At 59.5% G+C, this 21,942-nt stretch carries 21 protein-coding genes; 10 read left to right on the top strand and 11 right to left on the bottom strand.

The window, feature by feature from the left end:
• Position 1: 1 nt before the first annotated feature.
• The 4 genes from K6N12_RS24000 to K6N12_RS23985 are packed head-to-tail and all read right to left on the bottom strand — an operon-like array spanning position 2 to position 4,597.
• A complete protein-coding gene (locus K6N12_RS24000; protein ID WP_097626346.1) occupies positions 2 to 1,129 on the bottom strand; it encodes an ABC transporter permease in 1,128 nt (375 codons plus the stop codon).
• Positions 1,126 to 2,883, bottom strand: a complete 1,758-nt coding sequence (locus K6N12_RS23995) for an ATP-binding cassette domain-containing protein (RefSeq protein ID WP_097626348.1) — start codon at positions 2,881 to 2,883, stop codon at positions 1,126 to 1,128. Before K6N12_RS23995 ends, K6N12_RS24000 begins: the two co-directional genes overlap by 4 nt.
• A complete protein-coding gene (gene hlyD / locus K6N12_RS23990; protein WP_097626350.1) occupies positions 2,880 to 3,893 on the bottom strand; it encodes a secretion protein HlyD in 1,014 nt (337 codons plus the stop codon). Before hlyD ends, K6N12_RS23995 begins: the two co-directional genes overlap by 4 nt.
• Positions 3,890 to 4,597, bottom strand: a complete 708-nt coding sequence (locus K6N12_RS23985) for a CerR family C-terminal domain-containing protein (RefSeq protein WP_097626352.1) — start codon at positions 4,595 to 4,597, stop codon at positions 3,890 to 3,892. Before K6N12_RS23985 ends, hlyD begins: the two co-directional genes overlap by 4 nt.
• Positions 4,598 to 4,898: 301 nt before the next feature.
• Between K6N12_RS23985 and K6N12_RS23980 the strand changes: the two genes are divergently transcribed.
• Together K6N12_RS23980 and K6N12_RS23975 are read left to right on the top strand one after the other, a co-directional pair.
• The gene (locus tag K6N12_RS23980; RefSeq protein WP_003581757.1) at positions 4,899 to 5,051 is read left to right on the top strand and encodes a hypothetical protein; all 153 of its coding nucleotides are present in this window, start codon (positions 4,899 to 4,901) and stop codon (positions 5,049 to 5,051) included.
• A 240-nt stretch (positions 5,052 to 5,291) separates the two neighbouring features.
• Entirely contained in the window at positions 5,292 to 5,603 is a 312-nt protein-coding gene (locus K6N12_RS23975; RefSeq protein WP_097626354.1) for a hypothetical protein, read from the top strand.
• Positions 5,604 to 5,650: 47 nt separating this feature from the next.
• Here K6N12_RS23975 and K6N12_RS23970 read toward each other — a convergent pair whose 3' ends face one another.
• The gene (locus K6N12_RS23970) at positions 5,651 to 6,667 is read right to left on the bottom strand and encodes an NAD-dependent epimerase/dehydratase family protein (RefSeq protein WP_097626356.1); all 1,017 of its coding nucleotides are present in this window, start codon (positions 6,665 to 6,667) and stop codon (positions 5,651 to 5,653) included.
• 280 nt (positions 6,668 to 6,947) lie between these two features.
• On the opposite strand from K6N12_RS23970, the gene K6N12_RS23965 reads away from it, so the two are divergent.
• The gene (locus tag K6N12_RS23965; RefSeq protein ID WP_097626358.1) at positions 6,948 to 7,904 is read left to right on the top strand and encodes an endonuclease/exonuclease/phosphatase family protein; all 957 of its coding nucleotides are present in this window, start codon (positions 6,948 to 6,950) and stop codon (positions 7,902 to 7,904) included.
• 14 nt (positions 7,905 to 7,918) lie between these two features.
• Here K6N12_RS23965 and K6N12_RS23960 read toward each other — a convergent pair whose 3' ends face one another.
• From K6N12_RS23960 to K6N12_RS23950, 3 genes are all read right to left on the bottom strand, one after another.
• Positions 7,919 to 8,224 (bottom strand): hypothetical protein, encoded by a 306-nt coding sequence (locus K6N12_RS23960; RefSeq protein ID WP_003590675.1) that lies wholly within the window; start codon positions 8,222 to 8,224, stop codon positions 7,919 to 7,921.
• 128 nt (positions 8,225 to 8,352) lie between these two features.
• On the bottom strand, positions 8,353 to 9,780 hold the full coding sequence (locus tag K6N12_RS23955) for a mannose-1-phosphate guanylyltransferase/mannose-6-phosphate isomerase (protein WP_097626360.1): 1,428 nt from the start codon (positions 9,778 to 9,780) through the stop codon (positions 8,353 to 8,355).
• A gap of 37 nt (positions 9,781 to 9,817) precedes the next feature.
• Positions 9,818 to 11,242, bottom strand: a complete 1,425-nt coding sequence (locus tag K6N12_RS23950; RefSeq protein WP_097626362.1) for a phosphomannomutase — start codon at positions 11,240 to 11,242, stop codon at positions 9,818 to 9,820.
• Between the two features lie 234 nt (positions 11,243 to 11,476).
• Between K6N12_RS23950 and ung the strand changes: the two genes are divergently transcribed.
• The 3 genes from ung (at position 11,477) to K6N12_RS23935 (ending at position 13,865) form a co-directional block, all read left to right on the top strand.
• The gene (ung, locus tag K6N12_RS23945; RefSeq protein WP_097626364.1) at positions 11,477 to 12,184 is read left to right on the top strand and encodes a uracil-DNA glycosylase; all 708 of its coding nucleotides are present in this window, start codon (positions 11,477 to 11,479) and stop codon (positions 12,182 to 12,184) included.
• A gap of 131 nt (positions 12,185 to 12,315) precedes the next feature.
• Entirely contained in the window at positions 12,316 to 13,248 is a 933-nt protein-coding gene (locus K6N12_RS23940; protein ID WP_097626366.1) for a VOC family protein, read from the top strand.
• Positions 13,249 to 13,259: 11 nt separating this feature from the next.
• The gene (locus K6N12_RS23935) at positions 13,260 to 13,865 is read left to right on the top strand and encodes an alpha/beta hydrolase (protein ID WP_097626368.1); all 606 of its coding nucleotides are present in this window, start codon (positions 13,260 to 13,262) and stop codon (positions 13,863 to 13,865) included.
• Positions 13,866 to 13,945: 80 nt separating this feature from the next.
• Here the strand turns inward: K6N12_RS23935 and K6N12_RS23930 are convergent, their stop codons facing one another.
• Positions 13,946 to 14,197, bottom strand: coding sequence for a KTSC domain-containing protein (locus tag K6N12_RS23930; protein WP_003590684.1), 252 nt, complete (start codon positions 14,195 to 14,197; stop codon positions 13,946 to 13,948).
• 643 nt (positions 14,198 to 14,840) lie between these two features.
• Here K6N12_RS23930 and K6N12_RS23925 point away from each other — a divergent pair.
• Complete coding sequence (locus K6N12_RS23925) at positions 14,841 to 15,635, top strand: metallophosphoesterase (protein ID WP_097626370.1); 795 nt, start codon at positions 14,841 to 14,843, stop codon at positions 15,633 to 15,635.
• Positions 15,636 to 15,731: 96 nt separating this feature from the next.
• Here the strand turns inward: K6N12_RS23925 and K6N12_RS23920 are convergent, their stop codons facing one another.
• A complete protein-coding gene (locus K6N12_RS23920) occupies positions 15,732 to 17,057 on the bottom strand; it encodes a UDP-glucose dehydrogenase family protein (protein WP_003590689.1) in 1,326 nt (441 codons plus the stop codon).
• 268 nt (positions 17,058 to 17,325) lie between these two features.
• Positions 17,326 to 17,925: a transglutaminase-like cysteine peptidase gene (locus K6N12_RS23915; RefSeq protein ID WP_097626372.1), complete on the bottom strand. Its 600-nt coding sequence runs from the start codon at positions 17,923 to 17,925 to the stop codon at positions 17,326 to 17,328.
• Between the two features lie 304 nt (positions 17,926 to 18,229).
• On the opposite strand from K6N12_RS23915, the gene K6N12_RS23910 reads away from it, so the two are divergent.
• The 3 genes from K6N12_RS23910 (at position 18,230) to K6N12_RS23900 (ending at position 21,936) form a co-directional block, all read left to right on the top strand.
• On the top strand, positions 18,230 to 19,654 hold the full coding sequence (locus tag K6N12_RS23910; RefSeq protein ID WP_097626374.1) for an O-antigen ligase family protein: 1,425 nt from the start codon (positions 18,230 to 18,232) through the stop codon (positions 19,652 to 19,654).
• 286 nt (positions 19,655 to 19,940) lie between these two features.
• Positions 19,941 to 21,152, top strand: a complete 1,212-nt coding sequence (locus K6N12_RS23905; RefSeq protein WP_097626376.1) for a polysaccharide biosynthesis/export family protein — start codon at positions 19,941 to 19,943, stop codon at positions 21,150 to 21,152.
• An 82-nt stretch (positions 21,153 to 21,234) separates the two neighbouring features.
• Positions 21,235 to 21,936: a sugar transporter gene (locus tag K6N12_RS23900; protein WP_097626378.1), complete on the top strand. Its 702-nt coding sequence runs from the start codon at positions 21,235 to 21,237 to the stop codon at positions 21,934 to 21,936.
• Positions 21,937 to 21,942 lie beyond the last annotated feature (6 nt).

Below are 21,942 nucleotides of genomic sequence, written 5' to 3'. Positions count from 1 at the left end.
CTCAGCCGATCCTCTTCCGGGTGCTGCGGGCCGCAAGCACGAACATGACGGCTCCGATCGCCAGCATGACGGCGATTGCCTTTGCGAACATCGGCCAGATATCGCCGGCGAGAAACACTGTCTGTAGGCTGGGGATCAGGTAACGCGCCGGCACGATGAAGGTGATCCACTGGATAATCCTCGGCATGGAATTGATCTCGAACAGGAAGCCCGAGAGCAGGAAGGCCGGCAGGAAGGCTGAGATCAGCGCCAGCTGCGAGGCGAGGAACTGGTTCTTCGTTGCGGTCGAGATCAACAGGCCTTGCCCCAGCGCCGGGATCAGGAAGGCGGCCGAAAGCGCGTAAAGGGCGGCGACGGAGCCGCGGAACGGCACGCCGAAGAGAAAGACCGCGAGTAGCACGCAGAGCGTCATCGAGGTGAGGCCGAGCAGGAAATAGGGCAGGATCTTGCCGGTGAGCAGTTCGACCGCTGTCACCGGCGTCGCCATCATCGCCTCCATGGTGCCGCGTTCCCATTCGCGGGCGACGACGAGCGAGGTCAGCAGCGTGCCGACGAGCGTCATGACGATGGCGATCGAGCCGGGCACGAGAAAATTGCGGCTCTTGAGCTCCGGATTGAACCAGAAGCGCTGCTCGACCGCGATGGCGGGACTACGGGAGGCGACGTCGGCCTGCCGCTGCTCTTCCCAGTTGGCGACGGCGCCCTGGGCGTAGTTCTGGACGAAATTGGCGGTGTTCGGGTCGGAACCATCAACGATCACCTGGATGGCGGGACGGTTGGCTGCAGTGTAACGCGTGGTGAAATCGGCCGGGATGACGACGATGCCGCGCACCTTGCCGAGTACGAGATCTTCCTCGAACAGTCGCCGGTCGCGGCCCATTGCAACATCGAAATAGCGCGAGGCCTGGAAGCTCGCCGACAGGTCCTGTGTCAGCGGCGTCAGTTCCTCGGTCACGAGGCCGATGCGGGTGCGGGTCGTGTCGAGCGAGACGCCGTAGCCGAAGAGAAAGAGCAGGATCAGCGGCAACACGAAGGCAATGAGGATGCTGCTCGGATCGCGGATCGCCTGGAAACTCTCCTTGCGCACGAGGGCAAAAAGACGCCGACGCCGACCGGAAGAGGCGCTCATGCGGCATCCTCCGCTTCCGATTGTTGCACCAGGGCGATGAAGGCATCCTCCATCGTCGGGTCCGGTTGCTCTCTCGTTGCCACGCGCGCCTTCAATTCATCCGGCGAGCCGAGCGCGATCGAGCGGCCGCGATAGATCAGCGAGATTCGGTCGCAATATTCCGCCTCGTCCATGAAATGCGTGGTGACGAGCACGGTGACGCCCTTTTCGACCAGTGCGTTGATATGCGTCCAGAATTCGCGGCGGGTGATCGGATCGACGCCCGATGTCGGTTCATCGAGGAAGAGAGCGCGCGGTTCGTGCATGACGGCGCAGGCAAGCGCCAGGCGCTGCTTCAGGCCAAGCGGCAGGTCCTTGGCGGGCTCGCGGGCGTGGCGGCCGAAATCGAAAATGCCGGCCATCAGCGCGATTCGTTCGCGCTTGCGCTGCCCACGCAGGCCATAGACACCAGCGAAGAATTCGAGATTCTGCATGACGGTGAGATCGCCGTAAAGCGAGAATTTCTGCGCCATGTAGCCGAGCTGGTTGCGGGCTTTTCCGGCATCGCGGCGAAGGTCGAAGCCGGCGACGCGGCCTTCGCCGCCGGTCGGCTTCAACAGGCCGCAGAGCATCTTGAAGGTGGTGGATTTGCCGGCGCCGTTCGGGCCGAGCAAGCCGAAGATCTCACCGCGGCGGATATCGAAGCTGATATCCTCGGCGGCGGTGAAATCGCCGAAGCGTTTCGTCAAGCTCTTGGCCTCGATCACCGGCCGGTCGCCCTCAGCCGTGAGCGGCTCCTGCGCCTCGGCAAGGCTGGAGCGGCCGCCGGGGCCGCCGCCAAGCATGTCGACGAAGGCATCCTCGAAACGAGGCGGGGCGGGGCTAAGCGATGCGCCATCGCCCGCCTTGCCGATATCGGGCTTTTTGTCCTTGGCGGCCACCAGGCGGATCGCTTCGCCCTGGATCACGCCGTCGATGACGCCATCGGCCTGCAGGAGCTCGGCAAGCACCTGCCGGCGGCGCCCGGCGACATCAGACACCCTGAAGACCCGGTCGTTGACGCGCTCGGTCATCTCCGCGGGTTTTCCCGAGAAGAGCAGCTTTCCCTGGTTCAGCAGCAGGACATGGTCGCAGGCTTCCGCCTCGTCGAGATAGGCGGTCGACCACAGCACGCCGATGCCTTCCTTCGTCAGGTTCTCGACCATCTTCCAGAGGTCGCGGCGCGAGATCGGGTCAACGCCGACGCCGGGCTCGTCGAGCAGCAGCAGGCGTGGCTTCTTCAAAAGCGCACAGGCAAGGCCGAGCTTCTGCTTCATGCCGCCGGAGAGTTTGCCGGCGAGCCTGCCGGTGAAGCGCTTGAGGTCGGTGAAGGTCAGCAGTTCGTCGAAGGCGCCGGCGCGCTCGCTTTTCGGCAGGCCGCGCAGATCGGCATAGAGATCGAGATTTTCCTGCACCGAGAGATCCTCATAGAGGCCGAAGCGCTGCGGCATGTAGCCGATTGCCGCCTGGATGCCGGCGGCGTTCTTCCTGGTGTCGAAGCCGAGAACCTCCACTGTCCCCGCATCGGGCAGCATCAGCCCGGTCATCAGACGGATCAGCGTCGTCTTGCCGGCGCCGTCAGGGCCGACGAGGCCGGTGATCGCACCGCCACCGATGATGCCGGAGACGGCGTCGAGGGCTGCGGGCGCTTCGCCGAAGCGTTTGGTGACGCCGTCGATCCGGACGAGCGGCCTGTCGTCCCGCTCTGTCTGGGGGGCGGTTTCGGCGGCGGTCATCGTCCGTCTGCCGCACGTGTCGGAAGACGCACTGTGACCGGCATGCCCTGGCGCAGATCCGGGCCTGGTTTGTCGATGACGATCCTCAGGCGATAGACGAGATCAGTCCTGAGTTCCGGTGTCTCCACCGATTTCGGGGTGAATTCGGCGACCGGCGAGATGAAGCCGATCGTGCCGTCATACGGCCTGTCAGGCGCCGTATCGGAAGCGACGGAAACCTTCATGCCGGGGTGGATGCGGCCGAGATCGGGCTCGGCGACATAGCTGCGCACCCAGACGGGCTCGGTCAGGGAGAGCACGAAGACGGTATCGGCCGGCGAGACGATGGCTCCATTCTCCCGCACACGCGAGAGGATGACGCCGTCGTTCGGTGCGCGCAGTTCGGTATCGGCAAGCGATGTGCGGGCCGAGGCCAGCGTTGCCTCCGCAGCCTTCAGCTGTGCATCGGCGGCGGCGATATCCTCGACGCGCGAACCTTCCTGCAGCAGTTTCAGCGCCTCGTTGGCGGACTCGGAGCGGGCGGCGGCCATTGCCTTTGCAGCGGTCGCCTGGTCGAGCGTCGCTTCGGAAATCGTGCCCTGCGGACGAAGCTGGCGGGCTCGGTCATAGGCGAGGTTGGCATTTTCGAGATCGGCGAGGCTTTCGTCATAGGCGGCGCGCGCCTGGGCGATCTCGGTTGGGCGGGGACCCGCCTTCAGCTTGTCGAGCGTCGCCCGAAGGGCCGCGGCGTTGGCCTCGCCCGAACGGACGGCGAATTCATAGGGTGCGGCATCGAGCTTCGCCAGCACCGTACCGCTCTTGACAACATCGCCTTCGTCGACGCCGAGTTCGGCGAGGCGGCCGCTGACGCGGAAGCCGAGCGAGACCTGGCGGATATCGACATTGCCGTAAAGGACGAATTCGCGGCGGGTCTCGGGCAGCCAGCCGAACTTTTCAGGCAGGCCGTACCACCAGGCGGCGGCGCCTGCCGCAACGAGGAGAAGGAGGGCGACGAAGACGAGGCGTTTCATGCTACGCCTCCCTTCGTCGATGGACCGAGCATATCGACCAGTTCGGCGGCGAGGCCGCGCAAGGTTTCCACCTGTTTCGGACCAACGGCGTCCCATTCCATCTGGGCAAGCACGGCCGCGTGGGTGACGCGAAACACAAGGATGCTGCCGATAAGGTTGAAGGTGCGCAGGCGCACGTGTTCCGAGGCGGGATCTTCACCCAGGATGGCGCCGATCAGCCGCCGGCCCATCTCGATCATCGGCCGCATGATGCCCTGATAGATCCGTGCGAAGGCTTCGGTCGGCTCCATCTGTTCGCGGATCAGGAAGCGCGCCCAGGATTCCGATTCCTTGCCGACGAAAAGCGTCACCATCGTCTGGAGAATTTCTGTGAGGAACAGACGGGCTTGCGTTTCGCCAAGCCTTTCGCCGGCGGCGTCGAGCGCCATGAGGCGCGTGCCGATGCGCGCTCTCATGTCGCCGACATGGGTATCGATGCGGGCCATCAGATATTCGGCGGTGGCGATATAGAGGCCTTCCTTGCTGCCGAAATAATAGGGGATCGCCTGCAGATTGACGCCGGCGGCTTCGGTCAGCTGCCGTGTCGAGGCGCCGTCAAAACCGTAGCGGCCGAAGACGTCGAGAGCGGCGGCCAACATCTTCTGGCGCGCGGCCTCGGCGCGGGCGGATGCTGGCGGGTTTTGGGTGTCGTGTTCCTGACTCATGACAGTTTTATAACGCCGATCGCGAAATAAGTCAATCGATTGATATATTCTTCGCCAAGCTCGATATATCGGGGATGTCAGCCGCCTGCGGTAAATGTCGGTAAAAAAGCAAAGAGGCCCCTGGCGGAGGGACCTCCGAGGGCTCTCGAGCCTCGGGGTTGGCTGCTAACAGTAGCCAAAATTCGCGCGATACTAATATGTCTGATGCCAAACGCGCGGGGAAAAAGCCCGCCGATTTTTTCTATTTTCGCGGTCATTTTTTGACACAAAACTGCCTTGCTCTTTCCGTATCGCCGATGAGATGCGTATTCAAATTTATATTATTGCGCTGCTCCTGAGCGCCATCATGTGGTCGATCTCGTTCGATGCGGCGCGCGAATCCTATCATGCCGCGCAAAGTGCGGGATTGATGCCCAATCTGCATATCAACAAGAAGCTGGATCGCGTTCTCTAGATTGCGGTCAGCGTCCCTCGTTATTCCGCCGATCTTGCCTTGGCGACCTCGGGGCGTTTCACGTGTGCCCTATCGGGACAGAAAGCCGAATTTCATAAAATTTGACTGATCCGCTTAAAAGCCCTGCAAATACTGATGTGTAGAGTGGTCTCATGAAAGCGACCGAAGCGTGGACAGACGCGTCGATCGTTTGGAGACGGGCAAAGCGAAGCCCGCCGATCCGCAAACGGGGACTTCGACATGCACAAAATTGTTGCCACCATCGCTTTGACTCTGAGCATCACTGCTGCCGGGCCGGCGCTCGCCATCGGCCCCGCCAGCCTCGGCCGCGACCTGATGTACACCTCCGCCATTGGCCATTCGCCGGAAATTCCGTTGACGACACGCGCCGGTTTCGTGCGCCCGGGCGTTCCTTTCGTCCTGCGCAGCCCTGCTGAAATCGGAGGCGAGGGTTATCAGCTCAAGACCTGCTCGCAGAAGCTGACCGTTGTCGTCGACTATGTGTTTTCGAAGGCGGTCGACGCGGTTGCGGCGGTGACGTTTCTCCCCTGATATTCCCGGTTATGGGAACAATTCGGGTCGGCGTTGAGGTAACCCAATTAGGCGTCGAGTTGGCCGCGGACGTCGAGATACCAGTCGACGAAGGCCTTGACGCCGACATCCAAAGTCGTATCCGGCTTGTAACCCGTCAGCGCAACTAGCAGATCGGGGGCCGCGAAGGTGCGCGGCACGTCGCCTTTCTGCATCGCCAGCATCTTGCGGATGGCCGGACGGCCGAGTGCCTTCTCCACCGTTTCGACGAAATCCATCAGGCTGACCGGCTGGCCGCCGCCAATATTGACGACCCGAAAGGGCGCCTGGCGCGAAAGCGTTTCGACAGCCACGTTGTCCAGACGGTTATCCTCACCAGGGGCGATTGCCGACAGCCTGACGATCCCCTCAACGAGATCGTCGATATAGGTGAAGTCACGGCTCATATTGCCTTCGCCGTAGATCTCGATCGGCTGTCCCTCAAGCATGTTCTTGGTGAATTTGAACAACGCCATGTCGGGACGGCCCCACGGCCCGTAAACGGTGAAGAAGCGAAAGGCCGTCGTCGGGATTTTATGCAGATGGGCATAACTGTGCGCCATCAGTTCCATCGATTTCTTCGTCGCCGCATAGATGGTCAGCGGCTCGTCGGCGCGATCGGTCTCGTGAAAGGGAACGGTCGCATTGGCGCCGTAGATCGATGACGTCGAGGCCAGCATCAGGTGACGGATTTCGACGCGCCGGGCGATTTCCATGATGTTCCACGAGCCTTCGACGTTCGATCGAAGATAGGCCTCGGGATTTTCCAGGCTGTATCGCACGCCGGCCTGGGCGGCGAGGTGGATCAGGATGTCCGGCTTGGCCGCGACAACCGCTGCCTCAAGCGCTTCGCGATCTTCGAGCATAGCGATGACCGGTTTGAAGGCCGGGAACTGGGAGAGTGCTGCATGGCGCATCTCCTTGAGCTTGACGTTGTAATAGGGAGTGAGGCCGTCGAAGCCGGTGACCTCGTGGCCTTCCTGCAGCAGGCGCCTGGCCAGATGAAAACCGATGAAGCCGGCCGTCCCGGTAATGAAGTAGCGCATTCCCACCTTCTCTCGGCTCGCTGCCGACGGCAAAAGCCGATTCCGTATCGCGTGACCCCACTTACAAGATAAGAAGACGCCGAGTCGATAGATCTTTGAAAGAGAAGGCGGCAGCGGCCTTTGCTGCGGTTGACGGCATTTTGCCCGCTGCCCTGCAGGATGACGCAGGGCCGCCGGTATCGTCCAAAGCCCGGCCGCGGCCATCGGCCGTTATGCTGCGTTGCAACATCCCGGCCTGCATGTTATGGCCGGCGGGTCGTCTGCAAGCAGGTCAGGATCGATGAGAGAGATAATTTATTGGATTCTCTGCGCGTTTCTGACCGTTGCAATCGCGATCGTATCCTTGCGCTATGTCACGAACTTCTGGCTGCTGTCCTTTCTCTACAGCTTTCAGCTTCACCTCGGTGTCCTCTTTGTTGCCGCCAGCCTTGTGATTCTGGCTGTCAGGCGACAGATTTACGGCTTCGTCCTTCTGTTCGTCTCGCTTCTTCTCATCGCTCACGGCGTCATCATGCTGGGCGAGTTTTCGGAGGGCGGTAGAGGCACGGACAGGCCGCCGCTTTTTCGTCTGATGTCGTTCAACATCGCGATCGACAACTGGAAAAACTCGACTGCCATTACCGACATGGTGATCGCGTCGAATGCCGATGTCGTCAATTTGCTTGAAGCAAAGCCGCTGGCCTTCCATCTGCAGCAATTGTTCAAGGCCTATCCCTATCATATCGGTTGCGACACCGGGAAGGATACGTGCGATACGCTGGTGCTGTCCAAACGCCCATTCCTCAACCAGCAGGTCGTTAGCATGGGCAGTCTGCGGAAAAACAGGCTGGTTATATCGAGCGTCGACTTCGGCGGCGAAACCGTCAATCTGGTATCGGCGCATCTGAGCAAACCATATTTCGACGATTTCCAGATGGCTGAATTGGAAGATCTCGCGAAAACGCTCGGCTCGATCGACGGCCCTGTGGTGCTGTCAGGCGATTTCAACTCTTCGTCGATTGCCCCGAGCATCCAGGCTTTCCTGCGCAAACAGGGACTGAAGACAATCGTGCCCGAACCGGCGACATGGCCGATTGCTGCCGGCTCATTGGGGATCGCCATCGATCACATATTTGCGCGCGCGCCGCTTCATCTGACATCGCTGAAACATCTCGATGACAATCTTGGCTCGAACCATTCCGGTCTGATCGCAGAATTCGTTCTCGACAGGGACGGTGAAACTTCACCGGCAAAATAAGCTGCCGGTCAAAGTCAAAACTTCGTCCTGCCGCCTTTCTTGTCGATCATCTGAAATTTCTCGCCGTCGGTCTTCACACTGACGCAGTCGGTCGACTTATTGGCAAACCGGACGCACACTTGGCCATTGGTTATCTTGTAGCCATTGCTGTTGCCCTGGCGATATTCGTAACCGTTGCTGCTTTCTTTCAGCTCCGACGTGCCCGGCAGGTGCTCGCGGATTTCAGCTTCGCTTGCGGTTCGCATCTTTCCGGCTTCGGCAAACGCCATTGCCGGGGCCATGATTAAAAGAAATCCGGCGAGGGCGGGCAGGATGCGCATCAGGGGATATCTCCGGTCATGTCTCTCGGTGCGTCCATTCTACGAGAAGTCCGATAGAGAATTCAACAGCGATGGCGGTCGCGCCGGAAAAGGCGGCATTGTTTGGGGCCGCCAGTCCGGCGGCGACGTCACGTTCTTCCGAATTCATCGACGATGCGGATGATGTCGTCCTCGCCGAGATAGGAGCCCGTCTGCACCTCGATCAGTTCGAGGAGGATCTTGCCGGGGTTGGCCAGACGATGGACTTCGCCGAGCGGAATATAGACGCTCTCGTTTTCGCGCAGCATCCGCACGGTTTCTCCGACCGTCACCTCGGCGGTTCCCTTGACGACGACCCAGTGTTCGGAGCGATGGTGGTGTTTTTGCAGCGAGAGCTTCTTGCCCGGCGTCACGAAGATACGCTTCACCTGGAAGCGATCGCCGTTGAAGATCGAGGTATAGCCGCCCCAGGGACGATAGGATGTCGGATGGGTTTCGGTGAATTTCGCCGTGGCGGAAGAGGAGGCCAGCATCTTGACCAATTGCCCGACATTCTGGCTGTCTTTGAGCGGTCCGACATAGACGGCGTCCTCGCTGGCGATGACGGCCACATCCTCCATGCCCTGTACTGCAAGATGCACGCCGTGGGTCATGACCAACGAGTTGCGCGTGTTGACGACGGTGGTGTTTGCGGCAGCGACATTGCCGTTGTCATCACGCACGCCAGATTTCCAAACGGCATCCCAGCTTCCCATGTCCGACCATTTGAACGGCGAGGGGACGACAGCGGCCTTGGAGGTCTTTTCCATAATCGCGTAGTCGATTGAGATATCGGGGCTCTTGGCGAAATGGTCGGCGTCGAGACGGGTAAAGTCGAGGTCGCGGCTTGCCTTGGAAACGGCTTTGCTCGCTGCTTTCAGCACATCGGGCGCATATTCCTGCAGCTCGGCGATGAGTTCCTCCACCGGGAACATGAAGATGCCGGAGTTCCAATAGAAGCCGCCGTCGGCAAGCATCTGCTCGGCCCTTTCCAATGCCGGTTTTTCCACAAAACGGCTGACCTTGTGGGCGCCATTTTCAAGCGCATCGCCGATTTCGATATAGCCGTAGCCGGTTGCCGGCTCGGTGGGGCTGATGCCGAAGGTAACGAGCTTGCCGTCGGCTGCAGCATTCCGGGCGATGCGGATGCAATCGAAATAGCTCTTGTCGGCGAGGATCTCGTGATCCGAGGCGAGCATCTGGATGATGGTGTTCTTGCCGAAAAGCTCGGCGGCAAGGGTAGCGGCGGCGGCCACCGCGGCGGCGGTGTTGCGGGCGACCGGCTCAAGCAGCACCGCGGCGAGCGGAATGCCCAGCGTACGGGCCTGCTCGGCGACCAGGAAGCGAAATTCCTCATTGGTGACGATGATCGGGGCTTCATAGAGCTCCGGGTTGGAAACGCGTTCGAGCGTCTCCTGAAACAACGTCTTATTGCCGACGAACTGGATGAACTGTTTCGGGGCGGTGGCACGGGAAAGCGGCCAGAGCCGCGTGCCTTTGCCGCCGGCCATGATCACGGGAACGATTTTCTGCGTCATAGGCGGGTTCCTTGAAAAAAGCTTGTTCGTGGCATGTTCAGCGGGCGTTTGCCCAGTGCATTATTCGGGTGAGCCCAGCCTTCAGCAGATCCAGGGCTGCGGTTTCGCTGCCGGCTTCGACGTAGCAGCGCATTTCGGGCGCATTGCCGGAGGGGCGAAAATGTATGATTCTACCGTCTTTCAGCGTCACGCGAAGTCCGTCTATGTCGGATTTCGCCGCCACCTCGCCGATCGGCTGCAGGAAAGCGGCAAGGTTTTCACCGGAGGCGCGCAGATGCTCCATCAGCGCAGCACTCGTCTCCAACGGAAAATTCTCTAGGCGATCGGCGGCGGCAAAGGGCAGATGGTAGGAGGCGGCAACGGCCGAAAGCGGCTGCCTGCGAAGGGCGGCGAGCGACAGGATTGCAAGCATCGGGAGAAAACAGTCGCGCGTCGGCAAGGCGCGCACGGATCTGCCGTTGATATCGAAAGGGGTTGCGGTCAGCAGCCCGCCATTGGCTTCGAAGCCCATGACATGATCTTTGCTGGCGGCTACGGCCTCTTCCATGCCTGCGATGACGAAAGGCGAACCGACGCGGGTGCGCTTGACAGCGAAAGAGCCAGCGGCCTCGATGCCGGAATTGGAGGTCACGGGCGTCACGACCGTGCCGGCGCCGAGAAAATTGGCTGCGACAAGGCCGAGAAGATCGCCGCGCAGCGGCATGCCGGTTTCGTCTGCCACCAGCGGACGGTCGCCGTCGCCATCGGTCGAGACGATCGCATCGAATTTGTGCTCGGACGCCCAGCGTTTCATTAGCGTGATCGTCTCGTCGGAAACGGCTTCGGTGTCGACGGGAATGAAACTCTCCGAACGTCCAAGAGCAATGATCTCGGCGCCATAATGGGCGAGAACGTCAACCAGCATATCACGGGCGACGGTGCTGTGTTGGTAGACGCCGATCTTCAAGCCGGACAGTGCGCCTTGCGGCAGCAGGTCGGCGTTGCGTTGGAAAAACAGCTGACGGCAGATCGCCTCATGATCTTCGGTTTCAGCCGGGGCCTCTGCAACGGTCTCACCTGTTCGCTCGATCTCGGCCGCCGATGCGGTGATATGAGCCTCGTCCGATTTGTCGATCTCGCCGTCCGGGCGATAGAACTTGATGCCGTTGCGGTCTGCCGGAATATGCGAGCCCGTCACCATCAGGCATGCAGCGTTGCTCTCGAGGCCATAGAGGGCAAGGGCGGGTGTCGGGACATTGCCGCAGTCCAATACCCGGAAGCCGAGTGCGGTGAGTGCGCCGGCACAATTTCCCGAAATATCGGGGCTCGAATCGCGAAAATCGCGGCCGATCAGAATGGCGTCGCCGAGTTGCGCCCTGCCGGTCTGCAGCAGATATCTGCCGAACGCCGTCGCATAAAGCGCAGAGGCGCGTCCCTTGAGATCCACTGAAAGTCCGCGAAGGCCGCTCGTGCCGAATTTCATTTGAAGACATGTCTCCGGTTTATCATAAGGTTCTACTCAGGCTGCCAGCCGGCGTAAATACCAAAGCCGTCATATAGTTAAACACGGACGGCCGTGCCTCGGACAGCCATCGCAACCTTCTTTCGCCGATTCTATCTGCCTGGACCCATTGCCGAGCCGACAGGCATTGCAGCGTAGATCGATTTTGTTAGAACCGTGTGTCCGTTGTTTCGGCATATGCGAAGGGTTTGCTGGATGAGCGATACATCAGTCAGTCTCGAAGAGAGCTGGAAAGCCGCCTTGGCTGGGGAGTTCTCAAGCCCCTATATGCAGCAGCTCAAATCCTTTCTTGTCGCGCAGAAGCAGGGCGGTAAGCGCATTTTCCCCCGGGGCAGTGAATATTTCCGCGCCCTCGACCTGACGCCGATCTTCAGCGTCAAGGTCGTCATTCTCGGGCAGGATCCCTATCACGGGCTGGGGCAGGCCCATGGGCTGTGTTTCAGCGTGCGGCCGGGCGTGCGCATCCCGCCCTCGCTCATCAATATCTATAAGGAGATGCAGACGGATCTTGGCATAGCGCCGGCGCGTCACGGTTTTCTCGAACATTGGGCAAGGCAGGGCGTGCTGCTGCTGAACAGCGTGCTGACTGTCGAGGAAGGGCAGGCGGCCGCCCATCAGGGCAAGGGGTGGGAGCGCTTCACCGACGCCGTCATCCGCAAAGTCAACGACGAGTGCGAAGCCGTCGTTTTCATGCTCTGGGGCTCCTATGCCCAGCGCAAGGCGGCTTTTGTCGATACGACGCGGCATCTCGTGCTCAGGGCGCCGCATCCTTCGCCGCTTTCGGCCCATAACGGATTTTTCGGCTGCGGGCATTTTTCGAAGGCGAATGATTTCCTGCAGTCGCGCGGGCGGTCCCCGATCGATTGGCAGTTGCCGGCCGATCCCGAAGATGTCGAGGTGTGAACGCAAGCCGGTGTTCGTTCACTAAAAGAAGACAATGCGTTTTGGTCTGGGGGTCTGTTCCCCCGGAGTTTCAGCGCGCATCTTAGCCCCATCGAAAGCCTGCAAATTGCAGACAAGAAAAGGGGTCTCACATGCTCGATCAAATCAAGGGTCTGCACCACGTCACGTCGATGGCGGAGGACGCCCGAACCAACAATCAGTTCTTCACCAATGCGCTTGGACTGCGCCGCGTCAAGAAGACTGTCAATTTCGACGCGCCTGATGTCTATCACCTCTATTATGGCGACGAGACCGGTGCGCCCGGCACTGTCATGACCTATTTCCCGTTCCCGCAGATGGCGCAGGGCCGTCCCGGCACCGGGGAGGTCGGCACGACGGTGTTCTCCGTTCCGCAAGGCTCGCTCGGCTTCTGGAGCGATCGTTTCAGCGCGTTGAATATTGGCGGGCTGAAGGCCGAGGAAAGTTTCGGCGAGAAGCGCCTGAACTTTTCGGGTCCTGACGGTGACGGCTTTGCGCTGGTCGAGGTCAAGGACGATGCGCGTATGGCCTGGACCCATGGCGGCATCAGCGAAGACCACGCCATCCGCGGCTTCCATTCCGTGGCGATGCGGCTCAGGGATGAAGGCGCCACCGCCGAACTCCTGAGGTTCATGGGCTACGAGGTCGCCGAGGAACGGGATGGGGTCAAGCGGCTGATCAAGCCTGACGGCAACGGCGCGCATCTCATCGATCTCGAGACTATGCCGAACATTGCCCGCGCGCTTCCCGGTGCTGGCTCCGTTCACCACGTCGCCTTCGCCGTCGAAAACCGCGAGAAGCAGCTCGAAGTGCGTAAGGCGCTGATGGACACCGGCTATCAGGTGACCCCGGTGATCGACCGCGATTATTTCTGGGCGATCTATTTCCGCACGCCGGGCGGCGTGCTGTTCGAGGTCGCGACCAATGAGCCGGGGTTCAACCGCGACGAGGATACGGCCCATCTCGGCGAAGCCCTGAAGCTGCCCCAGCAGCACGCCCATCTTCGCGCGTTGCTCGAGCAGCACCTGCAGCCGCTCGAAGCGTAAGGAGAGGCGCTATGACCGAAACTGGATATGTGCACCGGCTGCATGCCGGTGCACCTTATAGACCCATCCTGCTGGTGCTGCATGGCACCGGTGGCGACGAGAACCAGTTCTTCGATTTCGGCCGGCGCCTGCTGCCCGAAGCGACGGTTCTCTCGCCACGCGGCGACGTTTCCGAACATGGTGCGGCGCGGTTCTTCCGGCGCACCGGGGAGGGGGTCTACGACATGGCCGACCTCTCACGGGCGACGGAGAAGATGGCCGCCTATGTCAAGGCATTGGCTGAGAAGCACCAGGCTTCCCAAATTCTCGGTCTGGGTTTTTCGAATGGCGCAAACATTCTCGCCAATGTGCTGATCGAAAAAGGCATATTCGACGCCGCAGTTCTGATGCACCCGCTCATTCCATTTCAGCCCGAAGCTCAGGCAACTCTTGCGGGGAGAAAGGTGCTGGTCACGGCCGGGCAGCGCGATCCGATTGCTCCCGCCCCGATGACCGAGGCGCTGTCGGAGCATCTGAAGGATCGCGGCGCTGATGTCAGAACGGTCTGGCATCCCGGCGGCCATGAGATTGCGCCGCTCGAGATCAATGCAGTTCGCGATTTCTTCAGCGGCTACTGATGGAATGTGCCGCGGTCGGTGACGCTGATTTGCGGGGCCGGTGATGCCGGTCTCGCATTTTAGCTGAAATGAAGATCACATTAGGGGCGGGGAGGATATTTGCCCCTGATTGCCGTCATATAAAAATTTCCCGGGGATTCCGCCATCGTCAAGCCGACGACAACGCCCTTGGGGACGCCTTCATATTCCCGCCTCTGACCGTTTGTCAGATAGACCCGTAGATGCCGGCTGTCTTCGTCGTAGCTGATCGCCTCGATAAGTTTCGAATCAACCGCAGTTTCCACTTTGCACCCCGCAGTTTTGGATCTGAGAATCCCGGTAAAGAATGTCATTCACGCTCGCAATGCGCCATCATCATGCGCCGGTGCAGTAGCGTCAAGCGTGATAAGCTTAAGCGTTCATTTTTTTCTACAGGCTCTCGCTATAGTTGATTTATGCAGCTTTTTCGGAGGTGTCGCCTGTGGAAATCCGATCGCCGGAAGTTCTGTGGTTTGGAGAACTAGCGGCCGACACAGCCGCTGCTGGAACGAATAATACGGCTTAACGCTCAATTAACCCTCATCTACCAAAATACAGCGCGATATTGACCGTGATGTCCTTCTAAAACGGCCGAATACAAATTGCGTTTCTCGCAATCATAATTTCGCTGTCGCGGGGACGTTGCGTCAGGGGCAGCACGATGTGCCTGCGAAAGCCGCTCCGCATGAAAGCCGGAAGGGATCAAGTGAGGATTGGGTGATTCGACGCGAGGCTCAGTGTTCGGTGGGGAGGAGACCGTTCCGGCAGCGATCGACGACGCGGGAAAAGTGCTGTCGGTTCACGAGCGACGGCCCGATAGCCTCTTCACGCGGGGTTTACAATTTCGCTGAGGCCGTGATCGGGCCAATATTTTTGAACACTGAGCCTGATACCCATGCAAGGATGGGCAGGAACTGGAGCTTTTCCGACACCCTCGAGGGCTGTCGGACCTCATATATGGGTTACATGTTTAACTATCTCGGGCCGTGGCGACAACAGATACGGATACTGGCCGGCAACCGCAAAGGACGCGCTCGGCTGACGTTTGCCGAGGGCGAGTTCGCTGCGGTCTATGCGATGAGCGATATTCACGGATGTTATAAGGAGCTCGTCGAGGCGCATCGCCGCATCGAGGAGGACGCAGCGCGCATTCCGGGGCCGAAACTTATCGTCATGCTCGGCGATTATGTCGACCGCGGTCCTGATTCGAGTGCGGTGCTGGAGTTCCTGAGTAAGAGCCCGCCGCCGGGGTTTCAGCGTTTCGCGCTTTGCGGCAATCACGACGCGGAACTGGTAAAGCTCTATCGCAAACCGGCGCACATTCTTGAATGGCTCGGTTTTGCAGGGACCGAGACACTGCACTCATACGGTATCGATATCGAGCACTTGCTGCAGTCGGCGGCCGGAAGCGAAATGATTGCCCGGGTCATTCGCAACATGATCCCCGAGCGGCATATCCAATTCCTGGAATCCCTGCCAATCATGCTGCGGATGGGTAGGGTGGTCTTTGTCCATGCTGGTGTCAAACCGGGCATCGACCTTAAGAAACAGAAGGACAGCGACCTGATGTGGATTCGCCAACCCTTCCTGGATAACGGGCCGCAGCTTCCCGTCCTGGTAATCCATGGGCATACCCCGGCGCGAACCCCGACATTCGGTCCGCAACGGATCGGCATCGACACCGCGGTCTCGGCGACGGGCCGGCTGACCGTGCTGACGATAAAAGGAACGCGGGTCGGGCTCCTCAACTAAAGCGCATTCAGGCCTTTTGGTGCAGCGCGCCAAAAACCAAAACGCCGCGGCATTTGCTCCGCGGCGTCACGACGATTAGCGGTTCACCAGACCCTGTCAGGCGTTTGATTCCTGATAGAGATTGGTGCCGATGCCGGTATAGGTAAAGCCGTATTTGCGGACCTCGTCGCTGCGGTAGATATTGCGCAGGTCGACCAGGACCGGGGCGCGCATCGACTGCTTCAGACGATTGAAATCGAGCGCGCGGAACTGGTTCCATTCGGTGACGATAACAAGCGCATCCGCGTCAGCGGCCGCTTCATAGGGACCGCTCGCATATTCGATGTTCTCGATAACCTTGCGGGCGTTCTCCATGCCCTCGGGATCGTAGCCGACCACCTTGGCGCCGGCGTCCTGCAGGGTCTGGATGACGGCAATCGCCGGGCTGTCGCGCATGTCGTCGGTGTTCGGCTTGAAGGTCAGGCCGAGGATCGCGATCTTCTTGCCGCGAATATCTCCGCCGACGGCAGAAATGACTTTGCGTCCCATCGCCCGCTTGCGATTGTCGTTGATCGAGATCGTCGTCTCGATGAGACGGATCGGCGCGTCATAATCCTGCGCCGTCTTGGCAAGGGCAAGCGTATCCTTGGGGAAGCACGAGCCGCCGTAACCCGGGCCGGCATGCAGGAACTTGGCGCCGATACGGCCGTCGAGACCGATGCCGCGCGAGACGTCCTGGACGTTTGCGTCGACCCGCTCGCAGAGATCGGCGATCTCGTTGATGAAGGTGATCTTCATCGCGAGGAAGGCATTGGCCGCATATTTGATCAGTTCCGAGGTGCGGCGGGTAGTGAAGACCAGCGGCGCCTGGTTGAGGTAAAGCGGACGATAGACCTCGGTCATGGTTTCGCGCGCCCGGTCGTCATTCAGCCCGACGACGATACGGTCAGGACGCTTGAAATCTTCGATCGCCGCACCTTCGCGCAGGAATTCCGGATTGGAAACGACGGCGACATCCGCCGCAGGATTGGTTTCGCGCATGATGCGCTCGACTTCGTCGCCGGTGCCGACCGGCACCGTCGACTTGGTGACGATAACGGTGAAGCCTTCCACATAAGTGGCAATCTCGCGCGCAGCGGCGTAGACATAGGAAAGATCCGCGTGGCCATCGCCGCGCCGGGATGGCGTGCCGACCGCGATGAAGACGACATCGGCGCTACGGACGCTTTCCCCGACATCCGTCGAAAACGACAGCCGGCCGGTGCTGGTATTTTCGGCGACCAATTGTTCCAGACCCGGCTCGTAGATCGGAATGCGGCCTTCGCGAAGGGCTTCGATCTTACTCAGATCCTTGTCTACGCAGATGACGTCGTGGCCGAAATCCGCAAAGCAAACGCCTGAAACGAGGCCGACATAGCCTGATCCAATCATCGTGATGCGCATAATTCCCTCAAATCATTAGAGTAGGACATCATGCTGCGTCGCAGCATGGCGTCCGTCATACTTAATCTGGGCGAAAAGACAATATCGAAGATCGCTTGATACCCACATCGGAAATCGAACTTGGGGCGCCGCAGCTTTGTGTCGGTGGCCCTGCCGATAGCAAAAAGCATAGGTTTATGTGGGCGATATGACAAGTCGAGCCGTCCATCAGAGCGGCTCGACTTCGATTTCGAGGAGGTACGTTCGGTTTATTTTGCTGCGTCCGCTATTACAGCCGGTACCAGACATAGGGGTCTGTTCCCGATTGAATCTTGTCCCAGCGCAGATCGGTGTCCCGCCAATTCTTGATGCTGCTTTGCCTGTTGTCGAGTACGAGGTCGCCCTTATCAGTCCTGACCACCAGGACGGCATGCCCTTCGCCGGAGGGCGTATAGGCGGTCGCAATCCGCAAAGCGCGCGACGACCAGCCCATCGCAATCAGCCGGCTGCGCTTGGTGAGGGCGAAATCTTCGCAGTCGCCGCTGCGGACGTTCACCTTCCAGACGTCGCCGTTCAATTCGCTGCGGGAATCGTTCCTGCCGATCATCGTACGATTGACGGCGCCGTTCACGGTTTTCAGCTGCAGCATCTGCTCATCGGTGAGCGCGATGACCGAGACACCGTTGTTGTCACGGCATTCGGCCGGGTTCTGGGCGCAGAACAATACCTGGGCGAAGGGCGGAATGATCTTGCCCTTTTCAGAGATATAATTGACCGCAGAATTACCATTAAGGCCGCGGGCAAAACCTGCGGGACCGGCGGCAAATGCCGAGCAGGCATTTCCTGCTGTAAAGGCCAGTGCCAGAAGTGTAACGAATGTTTTCTTCATCTGTTAAATCCCCGTTCAGGGCAACCGATTGAGATCAGGCTTGCCTTTTGTCCCAGTCAATGGCATGGCGATTTAGTGATCTGCCAAGTATTGACCGCAGAACGTCTGTCCCGTTCCTGCTGCTTGACGGAGCATAGCCGGGCCTTGTCTCGATTGGCTTAAGTCTTTCGCGACAATTTTAAACGATGTGAAATTCTGTTGCACTTTAACACGCAAGCCATTGATATGCAACTTATGTTAGTACGTGCATATTAAGCGCGTTGGTTGCAATTCCGTTATTGCTGCCCGCTGGTGAGGAAATCGAATGTTATCCAACCTCATCAATCGGCAGGTCTTGCGAGAAGCTCTTCTGCTCGCCTTTATCGGCCTCGTTATACTGACGCTCATTCCGTTCGGGAGCGTTACGCCCTTTCCCTTCGCCTTTGCCGCGATCGGCATGTTTGCCCTTGGCGCCATTTCTGCACTGCTGTTCGGAGAGCCGAGACAGAGCAGATGGGTCTTCAGCAGCGCTTTGTTGGTGCTCGTCGCGGTGACAGGCTGGACGTTCATCCAGACCATCGAACTGCCTTCCAACTGGCTGGCAAATCCGGCCTGGGGGCCTGCTCGTGACCTGGCAGGTGTCGAGTACGCGGCAATCTCGGTCGCGCCGGCCGACACGCTGGCTTCGATCCTCTCGGTGGCGCTGCCTTTCGTCACCTTCCTGACGGGGCTTCTCTTATGCGATACTGATCGGCGCGCAAGGAAAGTGCTGACCGTCCTCGGGCTTTCAGCGGGCATCATCGCTGTGTTCGGCCTGATCCAGTTTACACTGTTCCCAAACATCCTGATCGTCGTGGAGAAACAGGCCTACCTCGACAGCCTGACCGCGGTGTTCGTCAACCGCAATACCGCGGCGACTTTCCTCGGGCTTGGAACGCTGCTGATGCTGACCCTGGTCAGAGACATCGCCCGTTCCTGTTCAAACCACCCGCCCGGTGAGCCGGGCCGAAACACGCTTCTGTTAAAATCGTGGATCTACATGCTGCTCTTTTGCGCATGCTTCACCGCACTGATGCTGAGCCGCTCGCGCGCCGGCATATTCGCGACCTTTATTGCCGCCCTCATTTATTTTCCATGGCTGGCCATGAATTGGAACGGCTCGCGGCGTTATCTGAAACCGGCGCCGCAATGGCGTTCGATGCTGAAACTCCTCTCGGCGATCGTTTTCATCGTCGTGCTGCTGTCGGTGTTTGCAGGGCAGGCGATTTTGCGCGCGCAAGAGCGTCGGCTCGAGGATGATGATCGGTTCTGCATTCTGCCGGGCATATGGCGTGCTATTTTGGATCATTGGTTGACCGGGACCGGCCTCGGAACCTTCCGGACCGTATTTCCTGCCTACCGCGACTCGGCCTGCGGAATTTTCGGGATCTTCGACCGAGCGCATAATTTCTATCTCGAAGGATTCCTGGGCCTCGGGGTTTTGTTCCCGGTCACGGCAATCCTTGCCTTCGCGGTCCTTGCCAAGGTGTTTCGGCAGGGGTTCGCCCAAAGGCGGCGTCTCAGGCATTTTGTGCTGCTTGGCCTGGCGGCAACGGTACTGGTCGCGCTTCATGCGGCCGTCGATTTCTCGCTGCAAATACCGGGTTTTGCCGTGTTTTATTCCGCCTTCCTCAGTGCGGTCGTCGCCATAAGCCTTGGGCGGAGCAACGGAGACGCGGATGTGGCATATGAGCGGCCGCTCAGCCGCTAAAATTTAAACAGATGGTTTATGAAGGTTTTTGAAAAATAGCGATTGTGCAGGTGCGAACTGTTGACTCTGAAACGCAAGAAATTTTATAGCGGGTCTAGCCCTCGGGTTCTTACGGCGCCAGAAAAGTTAAACTGGGTCGTTATTCGCTTCCTCAGAGGCTCGGCGTTGCCAGCCTGCCACAGTTAGGGGAATGTTAATCGGCTTTCAGTGTTATTGATCGGGGTTTGTCTTGTATTTTGTCAGATTGCGGGGCAGTAGCTTCAGGGGCGTCAACACAGGTTATTCTATGGGTTGTTCTCGTATCGGTAGTACACGCGTCGCCATTGTTGTAGCGCTAACCACTATATTGGCAAGCTGCACATCGTTGCCAAGATCCGGTCCCGATCACAAAGATGTTGATCGAGATGCGGCAGTGAAAGTGACAACGAAGGAGCGTCGTGTCGGCATCGACTACGCCCTGATCGATCTCAGCAAGAACGTTCTGCCCTATTTTACCTCTGCCCAGCCGACGTCCTTCAAAGGATTTGGCGGTGGTCGCGGCGGGGCGCCTGAAATTCCGCTTGGTTATGGCGACGTCGTCCAGGTTGCCATCTTCGAAGCTCAGTCCGGCGGTCTCTTCATTCCGTCCGATGCCGGCAGTCGACCCGGCAATTACATTTCCTTGCCAGAGCAGACCATCGATAGAAATGGGACGATTACGATTCCCTATGCCGGTCGCGTTCCGGCCGCCGGTCGCCTGAAGGAGACCGTGGAGCAGGATGTCGAGGACCGGCTGGCGAGCCGCGCGATCGAGCCTCAGGTGGTCATCACGACGACGACCAACCGCTCCAGTCAGGTGGCGGTGCTCGGTGACGTCAACAATCCTCAGCGCATCACGATCAGCCCGGCCGGAGAGCGTGTTCTCGATGTCATTTCCGCCGCCGGCGGTTTGACGACCAACAATATCGAAACGAATGTTACGCTGCAGCGTCGCGGCAAGACGGCAACCGTCGCCTACAATACGCTGTTGAAGAATCCGGCGGAGAATATCTATGTCGCGCCGAATGATACGGTCTCGATCGATCATGAGCGCCGCACCTATCTCACGCTCGGCGCCGCAGGCGTCAGCGGCCGCTTCGATTTCGAAGAATCCGACCTGACCCTCGGAGAAGCGATCGCCAAGGCGGGCGGTTTGCGCGACGACCGCGCCGATCCGGCTCAGGTCTTGCTCTATCGCTTGGTCCCGAAGAAAACGGTTCAGTCGATGAACGTCGACACGACGCGATTTGCGGGTGAGACGGTTCCAGTGATCGTCCGCGCGAATCTGCGCGATCCGGCGACCTTGTTTGCGGTTCAGCAATTCAAGATGGAAGACAAGGATATTATCTATATTTCCAATTCGGACTCGGTTGAACTGGTCAAGTTCCTTGACATCGTAAACTCGGTATCGTCCACTGTGGCAGGCGTGACCGACGATGCGAACGATACTCGCAACGCGGTCCAGGATCTCGGAAATTGATTGAAATATAGGCGGCGTTGCTCGCAGATGACCAACGCCGCGTGGTATTTTCCATAGCGGATTTGATGAAGGAACCACCGATATGGCAAGGTTTGGTGTTTATCGTAAGCTTGCATATAGTGGACTTGCCGTTGCGATGTTTGCCGGCATGAATTCAAGCGCCTTGGCGGCCGCTTGCGTGCGCCTCGCAAATCTCACTACCGTCGATGTCAACGCGTTTACGGCTAATCCGGCCATTCTGCTCGACATGTCTGATCCGCTGGTTCTATCGTCACTCGTTCGTGCGCTGGTCGGCAGTAGCGGCGAGGCTCTATTACCGGTAATCGAGCAGGCCAAGACAGCCAATGCCGCACAGATGGCGGCCATCGGCTCGGGTCTTGGTCGGGCTGCAAACAGCTGTCAGGTGACGGACCCGCTATCCAAGCTGGCGATCGAAAAGGCGGTCGCCGAGGCTGCGAGCGCCGATCCCAATCTTGCCCCGCTACTCGCCGCCTTTGCAAAGGTCCTTGCCGAAGGCGGGACCGCGGCGCTCGGTCCAGGTGCAAGCTCCGCCGCTGCCGCATCTGGCATCGGCAATGACGGGCAGGTTGGCCAAACTGGCCCCGGCGCTGACGATGGCACGCCTTTTGACGGCGCCGCGACGACTGCGGGTACGCTGAAAGTTTCGAATGCCGGCGACGACTCGTCTTCGAGCACTATTACGATTGTCAGCACAAATGGGGGAGGCCAATCCTCCTCCGACACGACGCAGTCGACGAGTCCGAGCGTCGCGGTCATACAATAGCTGGAA

Source organism: Rhizobium redzepovicii (assembly GCF_019793435.1).
GTDB lineage: Bacteria > Pseudomonadota > Alphaproteobacteria > Rhizobiales > Rhizobiaceae > Rhizobium > Rhizobium redzepovicii.
Note: the sequence above shows the minus strand (reverse complement) of the source record. Positions and strands in the feature narration are given on the sequence as shown.